At 33.7% G+C, this 23036-nt stretch carries 23 protein-coding genes; 15 read left to right on the top strand and 8 right to left on the bottom strand.

What is annotated here, in order from left to right; all coding sequences use genetic code 11:
* Positions 1–38: 38 nt before the first annotated feature.
* A complete protein-coding gene (locus ACVC43_RS10415) occupies positions 39–971 on the bottom strand; it encodes a DUF302 domain-containing protein (protein ID WP_452224455.1) in 933 nt (310 codons plus the stop codon).
* 274 nt (positions 972–1245) lie between these two features.
* Here ACVC43_RS10415 and ACVC43_RS10410 point away from each other — a divergent pair, with 274 nt between their 5' ends.
* From ACVC43_RS10410 to ACVC43_RS10400, 3 genes are all read left to right on the top strand, one after another.
* Entirely contained in the window at positions 1246–2313 is a 1068-nt protein-coding gene (locus ACVC43_RS10410) for an alkene reductase (protein ID WP_452224454.1), read from the top strand.
* A 17-nt stretch (positions 2314–2330) separates the two neighbouring features.
* Positions 2331–3728: an NAD-dependent succinate-semialdehyde dehydrogenase gene (locus ACVC43_RS10405; RefSeq protein ID WP_452224453.1), complete on the top strand. Its 1398-nt coding sequence runs from the start codon at positions 2331–2333 to the stop codon at positions 3726–3728.
* Between the two features lie 96 nt (positions 3729–3824).
* A complete protein-coding gene (locus ACVC43_RS10400) occupies positions 3825–4748 on the top strand; it encodes a mechanosensitive ion channel family protein (RefSeq protein ID WP_452224452.1) in 924 nt (307 codons plus the stop codon).
* Positions 4749–4835: 87 nt separating this feature from the next.
* Here the strand turns inward: ACVC43_RS10400 and ACVC43_RS10395 are convergent, their stop codons facing one another.
* Positions 4836–5114, bottom strand: a complete 279-nt coding sequence (locus ACVC43_RS10395) for a hypothetical protein (RefSeq protein WP_452224451.1) — start codon at positions 5112–5114, stop codon at positions 4836–4838.
* Positions 5115–5470: 356 nt separating this feature from the next.
* Between ACVC43_RS10395 and ACVC43_RS10390 the strand changes: the two genes are divergently transcribed.
* A complete protein-coding gene (locus ACVC43_RS10390; protein WP_028282170.1) occupies positions 5471–5662 on the top strand; it encodes a cold-shock protein in 192 nt (63 codons plus the stop codon).
* A gap of 426 nt (positions 5663–6088) precedes the next feature.
* Here ACVC43_RS10390 and ACVC43_RS10385 read toward each other — a convergent pair whose 3' ends face one another.
* Positions 6089–7009, bottom strand: coding sequence for a glutaminase (locus ACVC43_RS10385; RefSeq protein WP_452224450.1), 921 nt, complete (start codon positions 7007–7009; stop codon positions 6089–6091).
* 181 nt (positions 7010–7190) lie between these two features.
* On the opposite strand from ACVC43_RS10385, the gene ACVC43_RS10380 reads away from it, so the two are divergent.
* Positions 7191–8387 carry an acyl-CoA dehydrogenase family protein gene (locus ACVC43_RS10380; RefSeq protein ID WP_452224449.1) on the top strand — a complete coding sequence of 399 codons (1197 nt, stop codon included), beginning with the start codon at positions 7191–7193 and terminating at the stop codon, positions 8385–8387.
* Between the two features lie 205 nt (positions 8388–8592).
* On the opposite strand, the gene ACVC43_RS10375 is transcribed toward ACVC43_RS10380, so the two are convergent.
* On the bottom strand, positions 8593–9399 hold the full coding sequence (locus tag ACVC43_RS10375; RefSeq protein ID WP_452224448.1) for a type 1 glutamine amidotransferase domain-containing protein: 807 nt from the start codon (positions 9397–9399) through the stop codon (positions 8593–8595).
* 2 nt (positions 9400–9401) lie between these two features.
* Complete coding sequence (locus ACVC43_RS10370; RefSeq protein WP_452224447.1) at positions 9402–10400, bottom strand: NADP-dependent oxidoreductase; 999 nt, start codon at positions 10398–10400, stop codon at positions 9402–9404.
* A 236-nt stretch (positions 10401–10636) separates the two neighbouring features.
* Between ACVC43_RS10370 and ACVC43_RS10365 the strand changes: the two genes are divergently transcribed.
* From ACVC43_RS10365 to ACVC43_RS10335, 7 genes are read left to right on the top strand one after another with little or no spacing between them, the layout of a single operon-like run.
* Positions 10637–11125 carry a hypothetical protein gene (locus tag ACVC43_RS10365; RefSeq protein ID WP_452224446.1) on the top strand — a complete coding sequence of 163 codons (489 nt, stop codon included), beginning with the start codon at positions 10637–10639 and terminating at the stop codon, positions 11123–11125.
* A 23-nt stretch (positions 11126–11148) separates the two neighbouring features.
* Positions 11149–11952 carry a COG1470 family protein gene (locus ACVC43_RS10360; protein ID WP_452224445.1) on the top strand — a complete coding sequence of 268 codons (804 nt, stop codon included), beginning with the start codon at positions 11149–11151 and terminating at the stop codon, positions 11950–11952.
* Complete coding sequence (locus ACVC43_RS10355) at positions 11936–12619, top strand: hypothetical protein (RefSeq protein ID WP_452224444.1); 684 nt, start codon at positions 11936–11938, stop codon at positions 12617–12619. Before ACVC43_RS10360 ends, ACVC43_RS10355 begins: the two co-directional genes overlap by 17 nt.
* A 12-nt stretch (positions 12620–12631) precedes the next feature.
* Positions 12632–13312 carry a COG1470 family protein gene (locus tag ACVC43_RS10350; protein ID WP_452224443.1) on the top strand — a complete coding sequence of 227 codons (681 nt, stop codon included), beginning with the start codon at positions 12632–12634 and terminating at the stop codon, positions 13310–13312.
* On the top strand, positions 13302–13976 hold the full coding sequence (locus tag ACVC43_RS10345) for a hypothetical protein (RefSeq protein WP_452224442.1): 675 nt from the start codon (positions 13302–13304) through the stop codon (positions 13974–13976). The genes ACVC43_RS10350 and ACVC43_RS10345 overlap by 11 nt, the downstream gene beginning before the upstream one ends.
* A 4-nt stretch (positions 13977–13980) precedes the next feature.
* Positions 13981–15009, top strand: coding sequence for a polyprenyl synthetase family protein (locus tag ACVC43_RS10340; RefSeq protein ID WP_452224441.1), 1029 nt, complete (start codon positions 13981–13983; stop codon positions 15007–15009).
* A gap of 4 nt (positions 15010–15013) precedes the next feature.
* A complete protein-coding gene (locus tag ACVC43_RS10335) occupies positions 15014–16495 on the top strand; it encodes a geranylgeranyl reductase family protein (protein WP_452224440.1) in 1482 nt (493 codons plus the stop codon).
* A 46-nt stretch (positions 16496–16541) separates the two neighbouring features.
* Here ACVC43_RS10335 and ACVC43_RS10330 read toward each other — a convergent pair whose 3' ends face one another.
* Positions 16542–17363, bottom strand: a complete 822-nt coding sequence (locus ACVC43_RS10330; RefSeq protein ID WP_452224439.1) for an SDR family oxidoreductase — start codon at positions 17361–17363, stop codon at positions 16542–16544.
* A 213-nt stretch (positions 17364–17576) separates the two neighbouring features.
* Between ACVC43_RS10330 and ACVC43_RS10325 the strand changes: the two genes are divergently transcribed.
* Positions 17577–18179: a hypothetical protein gene (locus ACVC43_RS10325; protein ID WP_452224438.1), complete on the top strand. Its 603-nt coding sequence runs from the start codon at positions 17577–17579 to the stop codon at positions 18177–18179.
* Between the two features lie 2 nt (positions 18180–18181).
* Positions 18182–18682: a hypothetical protein gene (locus ACVC43_RS10320; protein WP_452224437.1), complete on the top strand. Its 501-nt coding sequence runs from the start codon at positions 18182–18184 to the stop codon at positions 18680–18682.
* 75 nt (positions 18683–18757) lie between these two features.
* Here ACVC43_RS10320 and ACVC43_RS10315 read toward each other — a convergent pair whose 3' ends face one another.
* The gene (locus ACVC43_RS10315; RefSeq protein WP_452224436.1) at positions 18758–20599 is read right to left on the bottom strand and encodes a beta strand repeat-containing protein; all 1842 of its coding nucleotides are present in this window, start codon (positions 20597–20599) and stop codon (positions 18758–18760) included.
* Between the two features lie 332 nt (positions 20600–20931).
* Here ACVC43_RS10315 and ACVC43_RS10310 point away from each other — a divergent pair, with 332 nt between their 5' ends.
* Positions 20932–21780, top strand: a complete 849-nt coding sequence (locus ACVC43_RS10310) for an NAD(P)H-binding protein (RefSeq protein WP_452224435.1) — start codon at positions 20932–20934, stop codon at positions 21778–21780.
* Between the two features lie 120 nt (positions 21781–21900).
* Here ACVC43_RS10310 and ACVC43_RS10305 read toward each other — a convergent pair whose 3' ends face one another.
* Positions 21901–23025, bottom strand: coding sequence for a peptidoglycan DD-metalloendopeptidase family protein (locus ACVC43_RS10305; RefSeq protein ID WP_452224434.1), 1125 nt, complete (start codon positions 23023–23025; stop codon positions 21901–21903).
* Positions 23026–23036: the final 11 nt, after the last annotated feature.

Below are 23036 nucleotides of genomic sequence, written 5' to 3'. Positions count from 1 at the left end.
TTATCAGCTAATTATTTTACTTGTTTTTTTTGGAACGACTAATTAGTCGCAGCACCAGATTCTGAAATTTCCTGTAAGGCATCAGAAATAAGTAATAAGTTATCGTCATTATTTAATATACCATGTCTTGCAGCTATATAATAAGGATCATTATAAATAATATTTACAGCACCAATGCTGTTTTGATAGATTAGCATTTTTTGCGGTAAATCTAAAGCAGTAGTTTTAGATTCTTGCATTAAAGGTGTACCTAAGGCAGGGTTCCCAAAAATAATAAGTTTAGTTGGATTTAAATCCATACCAACGCTTTGAGCATTTGCTTTGTGGTCAACTTCTGCAATTATAGAAACATTTTCGAGCGCATTTAAATTGGCAATAATATTATCGTAAGTCGTGTTAAAATCATTATCACTTAATACAGTTATAATTCCATCTGTAACCTGAGTATTACCAGTATTTAATACGATGTCATTACCAGTAGAAGAGCTAACTATATTCGAAAGAGCAGTAGCTATCATGTTAGTTGCAGAAGCATTTTCCACTAAGTGTCTGTTTATTAAATAATCGACAGAGTTATAGGCTGCAATAGTTTTGCCTTCTGTATCTGTGTAAACTGTTATACGCTGTGGTAAATCCAAATCTGCTTTAATGTTTTCCTCCATTATAGGAGTCCCTAACGCAGGATTTCCAAAATAAACCGTTCTCGTATAATCTAAGTTTAAATTCGCATTTTGAGCATTAGCTGAATGATTAACCTCCGCTACAATAGAAATATCACCATTGGCGTTTAAACTTTCAATAATATTATCATACACAGTACTGGCAGATACATCGGTTTTTGAATAGCCAATACCTTCTGTATTAGGGTTGTTTTCTTGCTGTGGTATAATTGCAGTATCGTCATCACTATTACATGATGAAATTAATACCATCATAAATAATAAAATAGTAGTAGTTATTGTCTTTTTCATAATCTTTAAAATTTTCGGTTTCTCAAAGTTAACACTTTAGTTAATTATAGATTAACTCGTATCCCTTAAGTCTTAACTCAATACACGGAATAATACTAAAATTTTGTTAATAAGTAGGCTCGGAGAATAATCGGATGTTTTTAATGTGTGTAATTACTATCAATTTTAACGTAGAAGTTATTTCTATCATAAGATACTCTTAAAGCGATAGGTATTGTTTATTTCATTAGCTAACTTTAAAAGATAGACAACTAATACAATCAAATCTTATTTTATGAAAATTTTTGAATCTTATAAACTTAATACTTTAAATCTAAAAAATAGAATAGTTATGGCACCAATGACGAGGTCCAGAGCTATCGATAACGTACCTAACGACTTAATGCAAACCTATTACAGCGAAAGAGCTGGTGCCGGTTTAATAATATCTGAGGGCACGTCTCCATCTGTAAACGGCTTAGGATACCCTAGGATTCCTGGTGCTTTTAGTCCTGCACAAATTGAAGGATGGAAAGCAATTGCACAAGGTGTACACAAAGAAGGAGGCTTAATATTTGTTCAATTAATGCATTGCGGACGTATTACAGCGAGCGAAAATTTACCAGAGGCAGGAGAGACCATTGCACCAAGTGCAGTAAAAGCTTCTGGAAAGATGATGACAGATGCTAAAGGTTTGGTAGAACACGAAACGCCGCGTGAGATGACGTTAACAGATATTATAGCCACGCAATTAGAGTATGTGGAATCTGCCACTAAATTAGTGCAAGCAGGAGTGGATGGTGTAGAACTACACTCTGCAAATGGCTACTTAATGGATCAGTTTTTAAATCCCAAATCTAATTTAAGGGAAGATGGTTATGGTGGCACTTTTCAAAATAGAGCAAGATTTGTGCTTGAAACGGTAGAGAAAGTAGTTGCAGCAGTTGGTAGCGACAAAGTGGGTATCCGTTTTTCACCATATGGCGAAATGAATGATGTACAATCTAATTACGATGACCTTGTAGAATTATACGTCTATTTAGCCACCGAATTAAAGAAATCAGGAGTTGCTTACATACACTTGGTGGACCATAGAGGTTCTATGGGAGCGCCAAAATTTAAGACAGAGATAAAAGAAACTATTAAAGGAGCATTTACAGGACCTGTAATCACAGGAGGCGATATCGATTCTAAAGAAAAGGCTCAACAAGTTTTGGACAATGGCTTCGATTTAGCTTACATAGGACGACAGTTTATAAGTAATCCAGATTTACTAAATAAACTTAAAGACGATAAAAAATTAACAGAGCCAAAACAAGAGTTGTTTTATACAGCTGGAAAAGAAGGTTATACCGATTATTAATTTTAAAACCAAAAAATATGAAACCGAAAAAAGATAAAGGATTTGAAACCATTAATCCTTCAACAGAGAAAACGATTAAACAATATAATTATATGACTTCTGCTGAAGCCAAATCTGCAGTAGAATCATGTCATCAAGCTTATGTAGAATGGCGATTAGTCGCTTTAGAAGAACGCGCCAAAATAATTAAAGCAATAGGAAAAGAACTTGAAAATGCTAAAGATGAGTATGCAAAATTAATGACCGAAGAAATGGGTAAGTTAGTTAAGCAAAGCCATCAGGAAATAGAATTATGTATTGGTATATGCGAATACACTGCAACCGAAGGTATAAAACAATTACAAGATGAAACAAGAGCGTTGCCAAATGGAGGTAGAGGAATAATACAACAAGCACCAATTGGTGTTATTTATGGCATTCAGCCATGGAATTTTCCATTATATCAGGCCGCAAGATATACCATTGTAAATCTTATGGCTGGAAATGGAGTACTACTAAAACATGCTAAAAATGTAACAGGATCTGCTTTAAAACTTAAAGAGATTGTTGAGAAAGCTGGCTTGCCTAAAAATTTGTTTACAGTGTTAATTATCGATCACGAAACTTCCGATGAGATTATTAATAACGAATTAGTAAGAGGTGTTACCTTAACAGGAAGCTCTAAGGCGGGTAAAGAGATAGCAGCGAAAGCAGGAAAAGTGTTAAAGAAAACTGTTTTAGAATTAGGTAGTAATGATGCGTATCTTGTTCTTGATGATGCAGATATTGAGTTAGCTGTTAAAACTTGTATTTCTGGTCGTATTTACAACAATGGAGAAACATGTGTTGCAGCTAAGCGCTTTATAGTTGTAGATAAAGTTTACGACGAATTTAAAACTGCCTTTGTAGAAGGTATGAAAAAAATTAAGTATGGTGATCCAATGGATTCGAAGTCTAAAATGGGACCATTGGCTCGTAAGGACTTAAGAGAAACAATACACGAGCAAGTGGAAAAAAGCGTTAAGAAAGGCGCCAATATTCTTTGTGGTGGAGAAATACCAAAAGAAACAGGTTACTTTTATCCTGCAACTGTTCTCGATAATGTTAAGCCAGGCCAACCTGCTTACGATGATGAACTTTTTGGACCTGTTGCATCACTTATTAAAGCCAAAGATAATGACGATGCCATGCGTATTGCTAACGACAGTCGTTTCGGTTTAGGTGGAGGTATTTTTAGTAAAGATGAAGACAAAGCAATAGCCTTAGCTAAAAACCATTTCGATACAGGAATGGTAAATATTAATTCCTTTGGCTTGGCACATCCAAATATGCCATTTGGAGGTGTTAAAGACTCTGGATATGGGAGAGAACATGGTGGTTTTGGAATTAGAGAATTTGTAAATTCTAAATCAATTCTGCTTAATAATAGTAAATAATAAAACATCTATTAAATAATTAAGCCTGTAAATTTAATTGTTTACAGGCTTATGTAGTGAAACGTAATTAATACATTAACAGAAAATTAAAGTGATATGCAAAACTCACAGCAAACAACTACAGAAACACTTACTAACTCACTTGAAAACTACTACAACCGTTTTATTGAAGTATTACCTCGAATAGCATTAGGTATTCTTGTAATTATCGTTGGTGTTCTTATAGCAAAATTATTAACTGGTATCTATAGAAGGCGTATTCTTAAAAAGGCCGAAGATCCCTTAATGGCAAAATTTTTAGCTCAGGCAATAAAAATAGTGCTAACACTTATTGCCATTCTCTTGGCACTGCAAATTGCAGGTTTAAGCGGTGTCGCAACAGGAATTTTAACAGCTGCAGGTGGTGCAGCAATTGTGCTGGGTTTTGCATTTCAAGATATAGGAAAAAACTTTTTAGCAGGTATTATTTTGGCATTTAACAGACCATTTAATATTAACGATACTATAAAAGTTGCAGATTTATTTGGGAAGGTTAAAGCTTTAAGTTTTAGATATATTCACATGAAAACCTTCGATGGACGTGATATTTACATTCCTAACAGCGATGTACTTACCAAACCCGTAGAAAATTATACAGCAGATGGCTTTTTTAGAAACGATTTTATTGTTGGTATAGGTTACGAAGATGATATCGATAGTGCAAAAGCAATTATCAATTCTATTTTAGCCAATAATAAGGACATTGTCCACGACGAGGCACATGAGAACTTTGTTTTCGAAGATGAGCTTGCTGCCAGTACAGTAAATCTAAAAGTCTATTTTTGGGTAGATACCTTAGACTATAGAAAATCTGCTATCGTCGTGCGTGGTAATATTATTAGAGAAGTAAAACAAAAACTTGAAACGGAAGGCTTTAATCTTCCAGCAGACATCAAAGAGCTTAAGCTTTATGGTAACGAAGAGGATATACCTTTACGCGTAATTACTGATAAAAATGAAGATAAATCAAATAAGGAATAATAACGCAAGTTTTTCCGTATTATGACAACCTAAAAAACGCTTAAAACTAAAATTTCAAGCGTTTTTTACTATGTTAAAAATAATTTATTAGTGGTTCTCTGCATCCTCAAGATGGTCGTTATGTCCACTGCCTTGGCTGTGATGCTGGTTTTCCTCATCCCTTAATGTTGTAGAATTATGTTTCTTAACGGCATTACGACCAGGTATATCTAAATCTTTACCAGCGAAATCAACTGGTTTCTCACGGTTGCTTAACTGTGAATCGTCTCCTAAATTATTGGTTCTTTTGTTCTGCGTTTCTTCGCCTAATGCTTTTTTATCTTCTTTTGTAATATTTGAATTATATTTTTTGTCTTCATTTTTCATAATAGTTGATTTTTAAGTATTAATAATATGTTGAGTGAAAAAGCATTATGCTTTCACTTCACGTATATAAGTTAAACAAAAAGTGATGTCTATTTCAAGAATTAAGATTATTTAACCTAAGTTTTAACAGAAAATGTTAACTCTTTTAATTGAGATACGTAATTATTAATAAAAAATTGAAATCTGATTGATACCACCTTAAGCCTTTAAAATCAGGTTTAATTTTGATATTTGAGTCACTAATGATACCATTTAAAAGACTCAATTAATTAATATATAAAGTATTTAATAGGTTTGTCAAGTAATGGCACTATCTTTGCAAAGTATTAAATATTAATAAATTAAATTACATTACAATGAGTAAAGGAACAGTTAAATTTTTCAACGACACAAAAGGATTTGGATTCATCACAGAAGAAGGTGTAGATAAAGATCATTTTGTACACATTTCTGGATTAATCGACGAGATTAGAGAAGGTGATGAAGTTGAATTTGATTTACAAGAAGGAAACAAAGGATTAAACGCAGTTAACGTAAAAGTTATCTAAGATATATTCATATATTTTCAAGTAAAGCTCATCTTTTAGATGGGCTTTTTTTTTGCTTATAACTGAATTGAATAGGGTTTTATTGGTGATTACTGTAGCTTTTTGTAATTAAAACAAGCGCTTGGTAGAAGATTATGATTAAAATCGAAGTCAAAAAAAATAAAGGGAATTAAAAGATTTTTACATCTTAATTCCCTTTAACTTCATAATTCCTTCAGTTGGCATTACCCGACGAAGTACAATGGGTATAATTTCAGCTGTTTAACTTAAGCACCCCAATTACGATTTAACTAATATAGGGAATAAATACTTAGATTCAAAATAAAAGGCTCATTACTTTCACAATAAAACAAACTAAATTAATGTTTTAAAGGCTGTATAATGTTTTAGACAAATTCAGTAGGTCTTTATTGATTCATTTAAACACTAAAAAATGCTCAGTTCGGAGTGTGTGGTTATTTCTTCCAGTATTTTCATGCCCTTGTAAGAATTTCCATTAGGGTTTAATTTAGGGCTCCAAACAGCAATGGCGTAATTTCCTGGATACAATGCAACTATACCACCACCAACACCACTTTTTCCAGGTAAACCTACTTTAAAAGCAAATTCGCCAGACTCATCATAAAAGCCACAGGTTAGCATGAGTGCATTAATTCGTTTACACTTACTTTTCGAAATTATTTTTTTGCCATCGGCTAATTTTATTCCACTATTAGCCAAAAAAGTAAAGGTATGTGAAAGCTGCTGGCAATTCATTTCAAGAGAACACATATCGAAATAAAAATCCAGTACCTCAATTGGGTCATTTTTAATATTATCTAAAGATTTTATAAAATTACATAAGGCAGTATTGCGGTAGCCATTGGCTTTTTCAGAATCGGCAATATCATCAGAGTAAGTTAAATCTGGCAAGCCGCTTAAGTCTCTAACAAAATCAAGGAATTCTTCTTTTGCATTTCCTAAAACAGAAATCAGGATATCGCAAACCACAATAGCACCAGAGTTTATAAATGGATTTCTTGGTATACCTTCATAACTTTCCAGTAATAGAAGAGAATCGAACTTCGTTCCGGAAGGCTCAACGTCTATTCTCGACCATATTTTCTCTCCAAGTATTTTGTAAGCTAACGTAAGAGACAACACTTTAGCAATACTCTGGATCGAGAATTTATCTAAATTATTACCCATGCCATAACATGCTCCATCCAGTGGCGTAATATGAACGCCAAACTTAGTTGCGTCTACATTGGCAAGCTCAGGAATATAGGTTGCAAGTTTTCCGCTGTCGGGAAGTAAAACAGTTTGCTCATAAGCGTTTTTAATAATGTTCTTATAATCTGGATGCATTACTTAAATATGTTATAAATTAAAAAAGCCAAGTTACTTTTTAATTTGCATTTAGATATTTCCTTTTTTAGTTTTTTATTTAACCAATAAATAACAACGTTATAAAAGATTATATTTTTATAGAAATGAAGCACAAAAGGTGTTATCTTTAGATAAGTTTCAAATACCATACTTGTTGAATATGCTAAAAAATGTCCTTTTAGAACGAGAAGTTTATGCATCAGAAGAACATAAAATGATGCAAAAAATGATTCAGGATTTCATTAAAAATGAAATGATTGATAAAATAGATGCATGGGAAAAAGATGGCATGGTTAGTCGAGACATTTGGGAACGTGCGGGTGCATTGGGTTTACTTTGTATAGATATTCCAGAACAGTATGGTGGTAGCGGATTAGATTTTAGTTTTAGTGCCTTATTTATAGAGGAAATGAATAAAGAAGGTATTACTGGGCCTGGTTTTTCATTACATTCAGACATCGTGGCACCCTATCTTTTAAAATATGGTAGCGAAGCACAAAAGCAAAAACACCTTCCAAAAATGGCCACAGGAGCGCTAATTACTTCCATCGGGATGACAGAACCTAACTGTGGGAGCGACCTCAAAGCGATAAGAACTACAGCAACAGATAAAGGAGATTATTATTTAGTTAACGGACAAAAAACGTTTATAACAAACGGTTTTATGTGTGATATGTCTATAGTTGCCGTAAAAACCAATTCTGGAACTGAAAACGAAGGTGTTTCATTATTAATTATAGAAAGTAGCTTCGATGGTTTTACAAAAGGCGTTCCTTTTAAAAAAATAGGCTTGAAAGCACAAGATACCTGCGAATTGTTTTTTGATAATGTTAAAGTCCCAAAAGAAAATTTGTTAGGAGAAGAAGGTGCTGGCTTTAAAATTATGATGCAGGAACTGGCACGCGAGCGTTTAACAGTTGCTCTTGGCGCTATTGGTGGAGCAGAAGGTGCTATAGAAAAAACCATAGCATATACCTCTACCAGAACAGCTTTTAAAAAAGCTATTGCCCAATTCCAAAATACACAATTTAAACTTGCCGAGTGTGCTACGCAATTGCAGCTTCATCAGGCTTTTATTGACCGTTGCACGCTATTGGTCTCTAACCATAAACTTACTGCAGAAAACGCCTCGATAGCAAAATACGCAGCAACCGAAATGCATGGTAAAGTAGTAGATGAATGTTTACAGTTATTTGGTGGGTATGGCTATATGTGGGATTACCCCATTGCTCGAATGTATGCAGATAATAGAGTTGCGAGAATTTATGCAGGTACCAATGAAATAATGAAAGTGTTGATATCTCGTGGTTTGTTTAAAGAGTTATTTCAACGAATTAGAGAGAAGGGTAGTAAGTAATCTAACTATTAATAATATAGTTTTAAGGCTTGCTTTAGAATTTCATTTATATTTTAACCATAATAAAAATAATGACTGATTTTATCTAAAACCTAATCATATTCTATAAAATCATTCTTATTAAGATCCAGACAGGATAGAGTTTATTAATAAAAAAGGTTGCCTAATTAAAGGCAACCTTTTTCAGAAATAGAATATAACTACTCTATTTTAAACTATTATAAATTTTTTCTGCCACTAACTCCGACGAGGCTGGATTCTGACCAGTAATAAGCAATCCATCTTGTATAGCATAAGCAGCCCAATCCTCTTTTTTAGAATAGATGCCTCCATGTTCTTTTAGCATATCTTCTACTAAAAATGGTACAACTTCTGTTAGGCCTACTGCCTTTTCTTCAGAGTTTGTAAAACCAGTTACTTTTTTGCCTTTTACCAATGCATTACCATGAGCATCTTTAACATCTTTTAAGGCAGCAGGTGCGTGGCAAACAAAACCTATTGGTTTTTCTTGCGCGTAGAATTTTTCAATTAAAGCAATAGAAGTCTCATCGTTAGCTAAGTCCCATAATGGACCATGTCCACCAGGATAAAAAACCGCATCAAAATCATCCGGATTCATATCTGCCAAAACTTTAGTGTTTGCAATACGGGTTTTAGCTTCCTCATCCTTATCGAAACGTCGTGTTGCATCTGTTGCAGCGTCTGGGTCATCACTTCTTGGATCTATTGGTGCTATGCCGCCTTTTGGTGTGGCAATAGTAATAATAGCTCCTTTGTCTATTAATGTGTAATAAGGGTTTGCGAATTCTTCAACCCAAAATCCTGTTTTCTCTCCTGTATCTCCTAATTTGTCGTGTGAGGTTAATACAAATAATATATTCATCGTTTTATCTTTTTTTAATGCTGTTTTTTCTTCTGAAACCCTTTCAGAAGGTGTTTCCTTTTTACTGTCTTTACAGCTAATTGCTGTTATAATGGTGAGCGCTAAGGCTACGGTTTTTATGGTTTTCATCTTTAAATTTTTACAATCATTTTCCCCTTATTTTTACCATCGAATAAATCGATGAAGGCTTTTGGAATGTTATCAAATCCTTCAACTATAGTTTCAGAGTAGGTTAATTTACCTTCTGCTAACCAAGTTGCTAATGTTTTTATAGCATTAGAAAATTCGGCTTCAAAGTTAGAAACAATAAAGCCCTGCATTAAAGCACTGTTTTTAATTAAAAACGGTTGGACGCTAACGCTCATTGGCAGTTTTTCATTATTATAAACCGAAATTGCACCACAAATTACCATTCTCGCAAACTTATTAATATTAAATAATACAGCATCAGAAATTGGTCCGCCTACATTATCAAAATAAATATCCACACCATTTGGAGCAGCTTTAGCAATTGCGGCTTTCATGTCTTTGGTTGTGTTGTAATTAATACCAACATCGAAACCAAATTTGGTTTTTAGTAATTCTATTTTTTCATCTGTTCCTGCAATGCCAATTACTGTTAGGCCTAAAATTTTTCCTATTTGTCCAACCACACTTCCAACAGCACCTGCAGCACCAGAAACAACTAAAGTTTCACCTTTTTTAGGTTTTCCTATTTGTGTTAAACCCAAATAGGCTGTTAAGCCTGTCATGCCTAAAATACCTAAGTAAGCACTTAAATCTGCTCTGTTAGGGTCAACTTTTTTAAGTCCTTCTCCATTAGAAATTTGTTTGGTTTTCCAGTCTAACATTCCGGTTACAAAATCACCTTCTTTAAAGTTGTCGTGTTTTGAGGTTGTAACCTTAGCAATAACACCAGAGTGTATGGGTTTGTTAAGCTCGAAAGGAGGGACGTACGATTTAGCGTCGCTCATACGTCCTCGTAAATAAGGGTCTACAGATACATAAAGAGTTTCTAAAAGCAATTCTCCATCATTAACTTGTAATGTTGAATTATCTTCTTCAAATTCGAAATCTGAAATTTTAGGTCTGCCTTCGGGTCTGTGTTTTAATGTTATGGTTTTTATCATAATTATTTTCTTTCTAACGTTTTTATAAGTGAATAAACTTAATGAAATAATTATATAATTGTCTTAATGTTTTTATAATTAATAGGTTTAAAAACGTAAATTTTTTTTTATAACATCTTGATGCTTCAAAAAGATAAATAGCACGTAACATTCTAATAGTCATATAATTAAAACAAAAAATTACAAAATGGTATTCATTTTTTTTGTAACTTTAATCTAAACCAATACTTCTTATTATGAGTGTACCAAAAATTCCAACGAAATTTACTCACGATATAAACCCAACAAGTCCTTTTGATGTCGATTCCTTTATAGATGGAGGGTTAGACACGCGCTTATCTGGTGCTTTCAACGCAGTTCATGGAGGCACAATAGGCACACAAGTGAGCGGAAATTTAGCCACAGATAATGTGCTAAAACTAACAGGAGATTCTAATGCGCCAGTGAGTACAGACAGTAAAATAGAAATTTTAAATCTACCTCGTTTTACTTTAGAAGACATTAAGGACTTTATGAAAGTACGTGTAAGGATACCTAATTATTCTAACGTGTGTTTTAAAGTGCTTGGCGTAGAATTAATGAGCGTTTGTATGGGAGGAGAAAGCCAGGTTATTACCGAGCCTTACGTTCCAAATGCAGCAGAGCGATGTGAAACCGATTGTTGTGAACCAGATACAAGGCCTTTCCCTGAAGGAAAAAAAACGAAAAGTACCTCTAAAAAATAATACAGTGCTAAAATCTATGCTTTATGATTACTATAACTTCTGAAAATTATCAAGAAAAAATAAAAATTGTAGAAAAAGAGATTATACTTAATGGTTCGCCTAATGATCTTAAAGGACATGTACAATTTGTGAATAAGGAAAAAGATAAATTACGCATAAAATCGTTAGCACTTATAGATAAAAACAAAAAGAAAATTAGTAACTCAGCAGCCGATTTTATGAGACTTTCAATACGATTGAATCCCGGAGAACAGAAGTTAATCAATCTAAATCATAAGTTGCCATCCACAACTCCTCCTGGAACTTATGAAAATTATATCATGTTAGGCAAGGAAATGCATAAAGTAAAAATGATAGTGCAACCTACAGTAGATATAGATATACATCCCAGCGAATTTACGTTTTTAGATACGTCACCTGGTAAAAAACATACCGCTGTTATTACACTAACAAACACTGGAAATCTTCCGTTTCAAATTCCTAATTTAAAGCATGGTGCTTTGTTAGATATGGATTTATTGTGTCGTGCTTTTGGAATTAGTTTTAGAGATAAAGGTAATGATAGTCTGGAATCTACGTTAGACGATGTTTCTAAAAACATAAAAGCCAATCTTATTGATTGGGTTTCAGTTTCTGTAGATGAATTTGGAGATGTGGTACAACCAGGTAATAGCGTAATCATTCATGTGCATTTTACAATTCCGAAAAATGCAGATTCTAAAATCGATTATGATGGCACTTTCAGATTCTGGAATAAAGAAATATATGTAGTCATTAAATCACATACCAAACCAATTAAAACACGTGGCAATGAAACAGCAAAATGAACCTTCTATACAGCGAACACTAACAGACAATTTTGAGAAAATGTCAAGATTGTCTTTAGAGACGATGAAACCATTAATGGATAACATGTTTGAAACCGCTTCAGGTATAAACAACAGCATTTTAAAGGGAGAACTACTCACTATAAATTTATCTTCTTTTATAAATAATAAACATAGTAATTGTTGTCCGCCAAAACAAGAATGCCCACCACATTGTATTGCTACGATACATCGGCAAGCAGTTAGCAACGAGCGAATTATTGTCCCTTTCTCTATAAAAAACACCTGCTCAACAATAAAAACATACCGTGTTGGTGTTCGTGAATTAACAGATAATAATGGTAGTACTGCACCAAGTCAACCGGTTTTAAATAAAACTTCTGTAACGTTGCAGCCTGGACGAAGCGAACGCGTGCTAATGGGCTTAGATTTAGCGAATTATAATGCAGGAAATACCTATACCACTGAAGTTGTAATAAGAGAAAAAGATATTAATCAAAACATTTGTTTTTCACTGTATATAACAAATGCTACCATTACAGAAGTTTCTCCTTACGACGAAAGTAAATACAAGCAAAAATGGCTAAACTGGCAATCTCATTTTTATTGTGAACCACGCAAAAAAAGTGACTCTACAACACCAGGCACTGCTCAAAACAAATCTTAACAAACTTAAAACATGAGTCAGGAGCGTGATAATATTGCAAAGGATTTTGAAAGTATTGTTAAAAAAACAATAGAAATTAATTCGCAGTACCTTAAACAAGGCGCTAATTTGGTGAGTGATTTATCCAACTCACGAAGCCAGAAAAAAACAATTAATCCTTTTCAACCTGATCTTATGGTTGGCGCTTTTACTGCGTTTACCAAATTAAATCTTGATCACTACAAAAATATGGTGGATTTAGGGTTCGAATTGTCTAAAAAACTTATAAATAGCAATCAGGAGCCAAGTAATGGTAATGAGTCTAATACTCAGGATAACAAGAACACTGCAGCATTTGTTTTAACAGAGACTGTTGTTGCTGGCAATACCGCAATATTGCAGTTTGTTTTAGATAACACCAAAAAAGAGGAGGCCGTTTGTACTCTTAAAAACGAGGACTTTATTAATGTGGACAACAGTAGTGTACAAAATTTTAAAACGACATTTACACCGCAATCGTTTAGTTTAAAACCAGCCGAATCTCAAACTATAAAAATAGAGGTAAAGATAGGAGCGAAGGTAAAACCAGGAGACTACCAAAGTAAAGTTCAGGTACTGGGCTTTGAGCCTGCTCACTTTCTAGTGCATTTAAGCGTGCAAAAAAAACCAACCAAACCCAAGAAACCAACTAAAAATTCCGCAAATGGCCAATAAAAAAAAAGAGCCGTTTAGAAAAACACTAAACAACGATTTTTTTAATGCTATAAAAAATGAAGAACTCCTAAATGGTGCTCAAAAAGTAATAAATTCTGCCGTTAATGTTCTTGAAGAAGAAATTGCAGCAGGCATTTTAGCAGCTAAAAAAATTGAAAGAAAAATTTTAGATGTTGAGGATATAAGGAGTAATCCAGACGATTTAATGAATCGTATAAGGAGAGATACTCATGAAGCTGTTGATCTTTTTTTAGATGCACTTACAGCCATTTCAAAGCAAGTAGGAAGTCTTGCAAACGCGGTTGAAAATGAAGAGCCAGTTGAAAAAACAAAAAAGGAAAGTACGGTTACACTTTTAGAAACAGCTACACCTCTAAAACCTGGACAAACAGAAGTTTTTAAATTCACACTTTTTGAAGATTCAGAAGCGTCTACTAAAATAAAGTTCCAAAAAACACATTTATTAGGGCCTAATAATTTAATTGTAAACGCGCGAGCACTAAAAATAAAACCTGATAATTTCACTTTAAAACCACAAGAAGAAACAGAAATTACTATAACATTAAAGCTTCCTAAAAAAGCCTTACCTGGAAATTATTCAGCATTTATATCTGATGCAAATAATACAATAATTAACGTACTGCTTAAAATAGAAATAGAATAACACCATGGAAGATTTTTTTATTAAATCTATGCTTGCCGGTTATGGTGCAGAAACTTTAAAAGGTATTCATGATTATATTCCAGATAAGGAGCCCAAAAAATATCTTTATAATCTTATTGCCGACTATCCAAATCGAGGTGGAAAAGGCTTTAGACCAGGATTGTGTATTGCAACGTGCATGGCGTATGGCGGAAAAAGAGAAGATGCCAGTAATTCTGCCGTTTGCTTAGAGTTATTACATAATGCTTTCCTTGTCCACGACGATTGTGAAGACGAGAGCTATTTTAGACGTGGCAAGCCCACGCTTCATGAAATGACTACCAACGCTATAGCCATTAACATTGGTGATGCTATGCAAGCTTTGGCATTACAGCCGTTAATAAACAACAGAGAAACCTTAGGCGATAAAGTAGCGCTCAAAATTTATTCTGAAATTCAGCATTTGGTATTAGAATCTGTAGAAGGCCAGGCAATGGAACTGGGTTGGCGAAAAGACAACGTTTGTAACTTAAAAGAGAAGGATTATTTACAAATGATACTAAAAAAAACATGTTGGTACACTTGTATTCACCCAATTAGAATTGGAGCAATAATAGGAACAAAAGGAAAAATTAACCCAGACATATTTAACAGATTAGGTTATTTTATGGGAACTTCTTTTCAAATTCAAGATGATGTGTTAAACCTTGTGGCAAACCAGGATAAGTATGGTAAAGAAATTTGTGGTGATATTATTGAAGGCAAAAGAACACTCATGCTTATTCATTTGTTAGAACATTGTAATGCTGAAGAATTAAAAATGGTGAAAGAATTTTTAGCCATTCCTATTAAGAAAAGAAAACACGACGATGCGCTGCAGATACTACAATTAATGAAATATTATAACTCTATAGAGTTTGCTAAAAAAACATCAAAATATTTGGCTGGAGGCGCATTAAAAGAGTTCTATTCTATTTTTTCCAGAGTACCAGAATCTAAAGATAAATCACTAATTGAGAGTATTATACTATACATGATTAACAGAGAGTATTAAATAAATGATAACGGTTACGCCTAAAATAGACTATGATTGCGATGTGCTAATTGTTGGTGGAGGACCAGCAGGAAGTGGATTAGCCTTTCATTTAGCTTCAAAAGGTATTAAAGTGATTGTTGCAGAAGCCTGTATCTTTCCAAGAGATAAAATTTGTGGTGATGGTGTTAGCCCAATAGCATTGGCAGAGTTAAAAGCAATGGGCATTACTAAAACCAAGACATTTAAAAAAGCAAACGAAATAACCAACGTAGGTTTATTTTTAAAGGACAGTAAAGCGTTTATTAACCTTTCTAAACCAGATCACCTGCCATTTCATGCCAGAATTATTCCGCGTATAGAACTTGATAACTTGATTTTCGAAGCCGCACAAAAAGCAGGAGCATCTTACTTACAAGGCACACGTGTTGTAAGTTATACCATTACATCTACAGCTGCGGTTATAAAGTTAAAAGATGATAATAAAACCTTTTCACTTAAAGCAAAACTTATTGTTGGCGCAGATGGTAGTAACTCCACCATAGCAAGGCAATTACATCAACGAAAACCTAAAGACGATTATCAACTACTTGGCTTACGTGCCTATTATAATAACGTAAATGGTCCCACAGATCGTGTGGATATTTATTTTGATGAAGGTGGATTTCCTGGCATTTTTTGGATGTTTCCTAAAGGAGCGCATGGTGCAAATATTGGAATAGCTATGATTTCTAAAACGTTACCAGAAAAACCGCCACACATTAAAGACCTTTTAACAAATCATATTAATAATAATCCAGATATTTTAAAACGTATAGGAAATGGAGAAATAGAAGGGCGCATTGATGGTTGGCCAATTACATTTTTTAATTCCGAACAAAAAATCACGCATAACAGGTTATTAATGGTAGGTGAGGCAGCAGGTTTAATTAATCCTTTGAGTGGTGATGGTATACAATATGCATTATTGAGTGCGCGATGGGCTTCTAAAACCATTGAAGATTGTTGCAAAGCGGACAATTTCTCGTCTATTGCGTTATCTGCCTTTACAAAAAAGGTAAACAAAGAGATTGGCTATGACTTTGCCTTATCGAACTTGTTAGTTCAATTTCCAAGAAACAAATCGTTTACTAAAGTTTGGATGACCATTTTAACCGTTATGATAGAACGTGCCAAAGAAGATAAAGACTATGCAGATATTATTGCTGGTGTTTTTGAAGGCACGTATCCTTCCTACAAAGCACTTACACCATCATTTATATTAAAATCTTTAAAACAAGGAGGAATAGAAATAGGTAAATCATTAACCAACAGTTTAAAAAAACCTGAAGCTTCAATAGATAATAGTTTAGAAGCCACGCAACAATTATTTAAACTTATCGAAGATTTAAAAGCGCACCCTAAAATGCATTTAAATTGGGCAAGTAACACGGCTTCGAAATTATTTACAGTGGCAACACATGTTGCTAAATCTATAGATTTAAAAGATTTAAAGAGGAAAGTTTAAAATAAAAATCCCGAAAACTAAAAGCTTTCGGGAGCATTATTAAGTATTATTTTTTCGAGGGATCTACAGCATTAGATTGTATGCTATATTGTGTGTCTTGATATTTTTTACACATATCCACGAATTCTTTTGGTAAAATGGTTCTAAAATCATGAGAATCCTGAGGGATGACTTCTATCATTTTATCAATCATAGCTTTAGGATCGAATTGATTCTCCGCCATTGATTTTGCAGCTGCTTCAATATTTTTTAAAGGTGTAAAATGAGTATCCTCATTAAACCATTGAGCATAATTATCGTACATTCTATCATTAAATCCAGTATCGTAAGGTCCAGGATTAATAGTTGCTACGCTAAGACCCATAGGTGTTAGTTCATCACGCAGTGATTGTACAATAGCTTCAAGCGCAAATTTAGAAGCGTTGTAGGCACCTAGATATGGTGCAGTAGATAAGCCTGCCACAGAAGATACAAATACCAGTTTTCCGCTACCTTTTTTTACCATTTTTCTAATAAATGGTTGTGCAAACTCGAGATTAGAAAACACATTAGTTTCCATAACTTCACGTAGAAGTCCTACTGGCATTTCAGAAACTGGACCAGAATGTCCAATCCCTGCATTATTTACTAAAATATCAATATCGTATTCCCAGGCTTTCTGGCAATCCATTAAATCTAAAATATTTAATTTAATTATTTCGAGATTATCTTGAACGCCTGCTTTTTTTGAGTCTTCGAGTAATCTTGATTTTTGTTCCCATTTGTGTACACCTGCTATTACACGGTGTCCTTTTGCAGCAAGTCCAAGCGCTGTACCTTTACCAAGTCCAGATCCAGCACCTGTAATTAAAATTGTTTTATTAGTCATATAGTTTTGTTTTCCTACAAGATATAGTAAATGTTAAGCATGTTCATGGCTTTTAATAAAACTTTAGGAGCACGTTAAATAACGTTAAAAAAAATGAGTCTGTTTACTATACAAGTTAAAACCCACAGTGTAAAAAGGGTAACTATAAATATTTTTTGTAAATTAAATGTATTAAGCTATTAACCAGTACATTTCTTCATAATAACAATAATAATGAACGATATCTTAAACTCAATTCTTGTAAACTTAGGTCTAACAACCATCCTAATTGGTATTGCCACTTATATTTTAAAACAGTCATTAACCGGAATTATAAACCTTAAAGTGGACGAAAAATTAGCAAAACGGAAACTGGAGATCGAATTAAAGAAAGAGAAGGAACTCGAAAAAATAAGGCAAACGGGAATACTTTATCCAAAGGTACTTGAAACTACTTATCGTTTAAGAAACGAAATACGAAACGTTACACAGCAGTTAGCAACTATAAAAAATAACAGCACAAACAACCTGTATAATGCACAAGATTTTAATACACTTAATCTCAATTTATTAACTAACAAAGTAGATGATTTGGAAGAATTACTATACAAAACGAAAGCGCATTTGTCACCCGAAATTCAAGAACGTGTTCATGATTTTAAAAACCATGTTAAGCAACTTGAGCTTAATTTAAACAACCTAAAGTTAGAGGTTAATAATAAAAAATCTATAGACGACATTAACCAAAGCATCGCCAAAATTATTGAGGGTAATAAGGATACAGAACTAAAATTTTCTGAAATTTCCGGAGAGGTTAAATCCGTATTAAACACTTAGTTATGGTTGATACTTTGAAAAATGCACATATAATAAATGAAAAAATTATTACAGCGCTTTTTCCGGTGATGTTAGACTATAGAGAAGCTTTTAACACACTATTTAATCAAGAGCAATGGCAGTATCCAGAGTTCGATTTGTGGTGCGATGAGCTTTTTTTTCATTTTTGCTACTTAGAAAAAATCTATTATCATGGGAAACCTAACTGGCAAGATTTAATTGATGAAGATTGTTATAAAATTAGTAGGTTTTATCATAGAATAGTTGGGGAAGTTGCTGGGTATAGATATGTGTATAAAGTACTTACAGATGATACATTTGAAGACGAACTTTCCTTTCGAGATCCAGATTTTTTATTAGGCTGTATTAAAACCATGCACGAGAACAATATTAACCCAATCCTTGAAAATAAAAGCACAAGCCTATCGCATTTACAAACCATAATTAATTTTAGTAAAAAAAACCCGAAGGTATTGCACAAACTGGAGATAAGAGGGTTTTAGCATGCCTAAAAAGGAAAAGGCCAAAACACATTTGTTTTGGCCTTTTTTAAATTAATTATAAAACACTTTCCTGTTTTAGTTTTGTTGAGATACTGTAGAAGTATTAGAGTTTCCTATTTGGTTAACCTGGCTATTTTGGTTATTTCCATTTTGTAAAACCGAACTTGTATTAAAGTCACCTTGTTGTAAAACAGTACTCGTATTATCTACGCCTTGATTAAAAAATACATTACTACCTTGTGTTACAGTAGAAGTGTTATTGTCTCCCATTTGTGTAACCATCGAGTTATTATCAAACCCTCTTTGGCTTGTTGCATCGTTGTTACTATTACCTGTTTGCGTAGTAGTAGCGTTATTAGAATCTCTTTGCTGAAAAGTATCTGCAACGTTCGAATTTCCTGTTTGCACGGTATTTATCGTGTTAAAACTACCTAAACTTGCTGCATCAGATTCATTAAAATCTCCTATTTGATTTAGAGATAATGAATTTGAATTTCCTTGCTGATTTGCAAAACTTTCGTTAGCATCTCCAAACTGAAAAACATCAGCATCATTATTATCAGATCCACCAAGTTGGTATTGTCTAATTACAGAACTGTTGTCGTTTCCTTCTTGATCAACAGTAGCTGTATTATTATCATTACCACCAAAAGTTACTTGTCCTATAGGTGTTGAAACAGAAAAGCCCTGAGCAACTTCTGAAGCATTATTATCTCCATCTTGGTCAACTAAAACAGTGTTAGAATCTCCAATGGTTAATACTCCTGAACTGTTAGACATACCATTCTGCAGTAAATCGTAATCATTTAAATCACCTTGTTGATTAGAGTCATTACTGTTTAACATACCAGTTTCTGTAACGTTCGAATCATTATCATTTCCAGTCTGGCTAATTGTAGATATATTACCATCTCCAGTTTGAATAATATTAGAAACATTCATCGTTCCATCCTGAGTTTCAGAAGAGGTGTTTGTAGCACCTTTTTGCTCAGCATTCGCAATGTTATTATCTCCCGTTTGTGTTTGGTTTAATACATTATCGAAACTTGTTCCGGCAAAAGTACCAAGTTGTTCTGCATTTGCAGTGTTTAAATTACCATCCTGACTTTGAGAAACAGCATTGTTGTCTCCCTGTTGACGAGAATCGGCAAAGTTGTCATTTCCAACCTGAGTTTGAATCGCAGTCGAATTTTTTGTAGTAATTAACTGGTTAGAAACGGCTTCGTTATCGTTTCCTGTTTGTGTTTGGGTAATTTCGTTATTAAAAGTACTAATACCACCACCAGAACCTTGTTGTCCAAAAGCGTCATTATTATTTCCGTCTTGTGTTTGCGAAATAACATTGTTAGAAGCTCCTGTTTGCTGGTCTGCATTAGCAAGATTTTCGTTACCCATTTGATCTTGATCTATTAAATTACCAGTTCCAAAGCTTCCGCCTTGAGTACCATTAGCCTCATTTAAAATACCATCCTGAGTTTGGTTAATTGTGTTATTTGTACTTTTTGTAGTAATAAAAAAACCAGGAAAAAGCTCGTTTACCTTTCCTTGTTTTGCATTCGCAACATTCCCAACACCAGTCTGGTCTTGCGACACCGTATTATCGTTACCTACAGTATTTGCATTGGCTTCGTTATCAGTACCATCTTGAATAATGGTAGTATCATTATTGTTAGAGTTTGCAGATGTTGTGGCAGCATCGCCTTGATTCATGTTGGCATCATTACTGTTTCCAGTTTGCGTGACACTGGAAAGATTGCCGTTACCTTGTTGTAGAACATCGCTTTCGTTGGTAATACCAGTTTGTGAAACCGCAGAACCGTTACTGTTTCCATTTTGTAAAACGTTACTATTGTTAGATTGTGCGAATAAGCACGTTCCAAAAAATAGTAAACTTGCACTTAAAATAAATTTTTTCATAATTTCTTAGTTTAATTAGAATTAATTAATTGTTATGCAGGTTAAGAAAAACACACCAACAGGTTGATTAGCGTGTAATAATTTGGAACACTCATACTTACGCAGGTTATATTGCAAGGGTTTTAAAAATGAATGATTATTCGATGAATCTGGATAAACTTCGTTTAACTACATAAAACATAACACATAAAGATAGATTTAAGTGTAATAAAGCACATAAGGTGTAGTGGTATTTTAATCTATTCGTTCTTTTCCTTATATGATAGTAGAAAATCTAAACACTAAGATTTGGAATAAAATGTATCTTTAAAATAAAATAAACTTTAGGAGTTATGAAAATAGCAGTCACATCAGTCAGCGGACAATTAGGTTCAGCAATAGCTAAGCATTTAATCCAAGAAATAGGAAAGGAAAATGTTATTGGCATTGCCAGAACACCTGAAAAAGCAAAACATCTTGGTATAGACGTTAGAAAAGGAGATTATAATAGTCGCGAACAATTTGATGTCGCTTTAGTTGGAGTAGAGGTGGTCTTATTAGTTTCGGGAATGGATAAACCACAAAAGCGTATTCAGCAACATAAAAACGTCATTGAGGCCGCAAAGGCCAATGGTGTAAGGAAAATAGTATATACCAGTATTGTTGGTGATGTAGAAAATACAGCATTTAGTCCAATTGTACAAAGCAATCGCCAAACAGAAAAAGACGTTCAAAACTCTGGTCTGGATTGGGTTATTGGTAGAAATGGTATTTACATAGAACCCGATTTAGAATATATAGATACCTATAAAAAAGAAGGAGAAATTAAAAACTGTGCAGGTGAAGGTAAATGTGCTTATACCAGTAGAACAGAACTAAGTCTGGCGTATGCAAAGATGTTAACAGAAAATAAGCATAACCGAAAGGTTTACAATTTAGTTGGCGAACCTATTACACAAGCACAATTAGCAAAATATATGAATGCAGTTTATAATACCAATTTTGCTTTTAATTCGGTTTCAGTTGAAGCCTATGCCAAAGAAAGAAAAACAGAATTAGGGGATTTTATGGGAACTGTTATTGCTGGTATTTATGAAGGCATTTTAAATGGAGCTTACCATGTAAAGTCTGATTTTGAGCGTGCAGCAGGAAGACCACATAAATCTGCCTTAGACATAATTAAGGCCTATAAAAATTCATGATTTTAAGTTATCCACAGCCTTGTTTACCATTTGATACGTTTATTTTTTACTTATCAAGTTTTTTAAATCAATAAAGAATGAGAGGTTTGAGAGAGAAACTTATAATGAAACAAACGAAATTTATTGAACTTCCTTTACCAAAGTTTCGTGCATAAACCCTTCAATACTGTCGTTTACTCTAAGATGTAGCCAACGGTTGGTTTTTCCTAATATTTTTACTTCCTCATTAGCCTTTAAATCCTCTATTTTTTCATTTTTAACACCAGCACCCAAGCGCAGTTCGTTTACTTTTAATCGGGTTATGCCTTTTGTATACAATTCAGAATTCTCAAATTCAAATGTATTGTATGTTTTCACAAAAGGTAAAGGATCTACTGCACCACCTCTTGTATAGATGCCAAAATGTAAATGAGGAGCTGTAGTCTTAGCGTTGCCAGTATTACCTACAAAACCCAACGTATCTCCAACATTTACACGATTGCCACCAGAAACCGCAATACTATCCAAATGGGCATAATACAACGACTGGCCAAACAGCCCGTCACGTAACCAAACCTGTTTGCCTCCCAAACCTCTGTTTCCGGTATTAGAAACAAAACCATCTGTGGCAGCCACAACCGGAGTTCCTCGCTTTGCAAAAATATCTATACCTTTATGTAAACGTGTTCCGCCACCTCTCTGTGCTCCCCAAAAACTCTGTATGGCTGCATTTCCTTTTCCGCTAACCGGAAAAGTTAACGTAGGCTCTGTATATAATTTCAGACCAAATTTAGTTGGTAACTTTTGCTCAGATAAAATTGTTATTTTATAATCACCAGTTTTTTCTACATTAAAATCTAATTGATTGATTTCAGGTTGATTAGACACAATTGGTTTTGCTGCAATTGTAGAATCGTTTTCAAACCTATAAATATCCAATGCCAACTGTAGGCTATCCGCTGTTATATTAGATTCAACTTTAAAACGTTCGCCACGCTTTAAAGACACTTTATAAGCTAAAACCTGAATATCTAAACTATCAGCATATGAATTAAGTGCAGACGGTAATTCAAGCGTTAGTTTATTGGTTTTTGCAAAGCGATATCGGTTTTGATACCATTTAAAAAGACTATCATTGTCTTTTATATCACGCTCAATAACTTCTCTTGCTGATGGCTTTGTAATAGCATCGGTAACTTTTACAACTTGTTTACAAGATGCTATTAGAAGACATAAAAAGAAGATGATTTTAAAGTTCCATTTCATACCATCGATTA

The organism is Lacinutrix chionoecetis, assembly GCF_053604665.1.
This window is presented reverse-complemented; position numbering and strand designations above follow the sequence as displayed.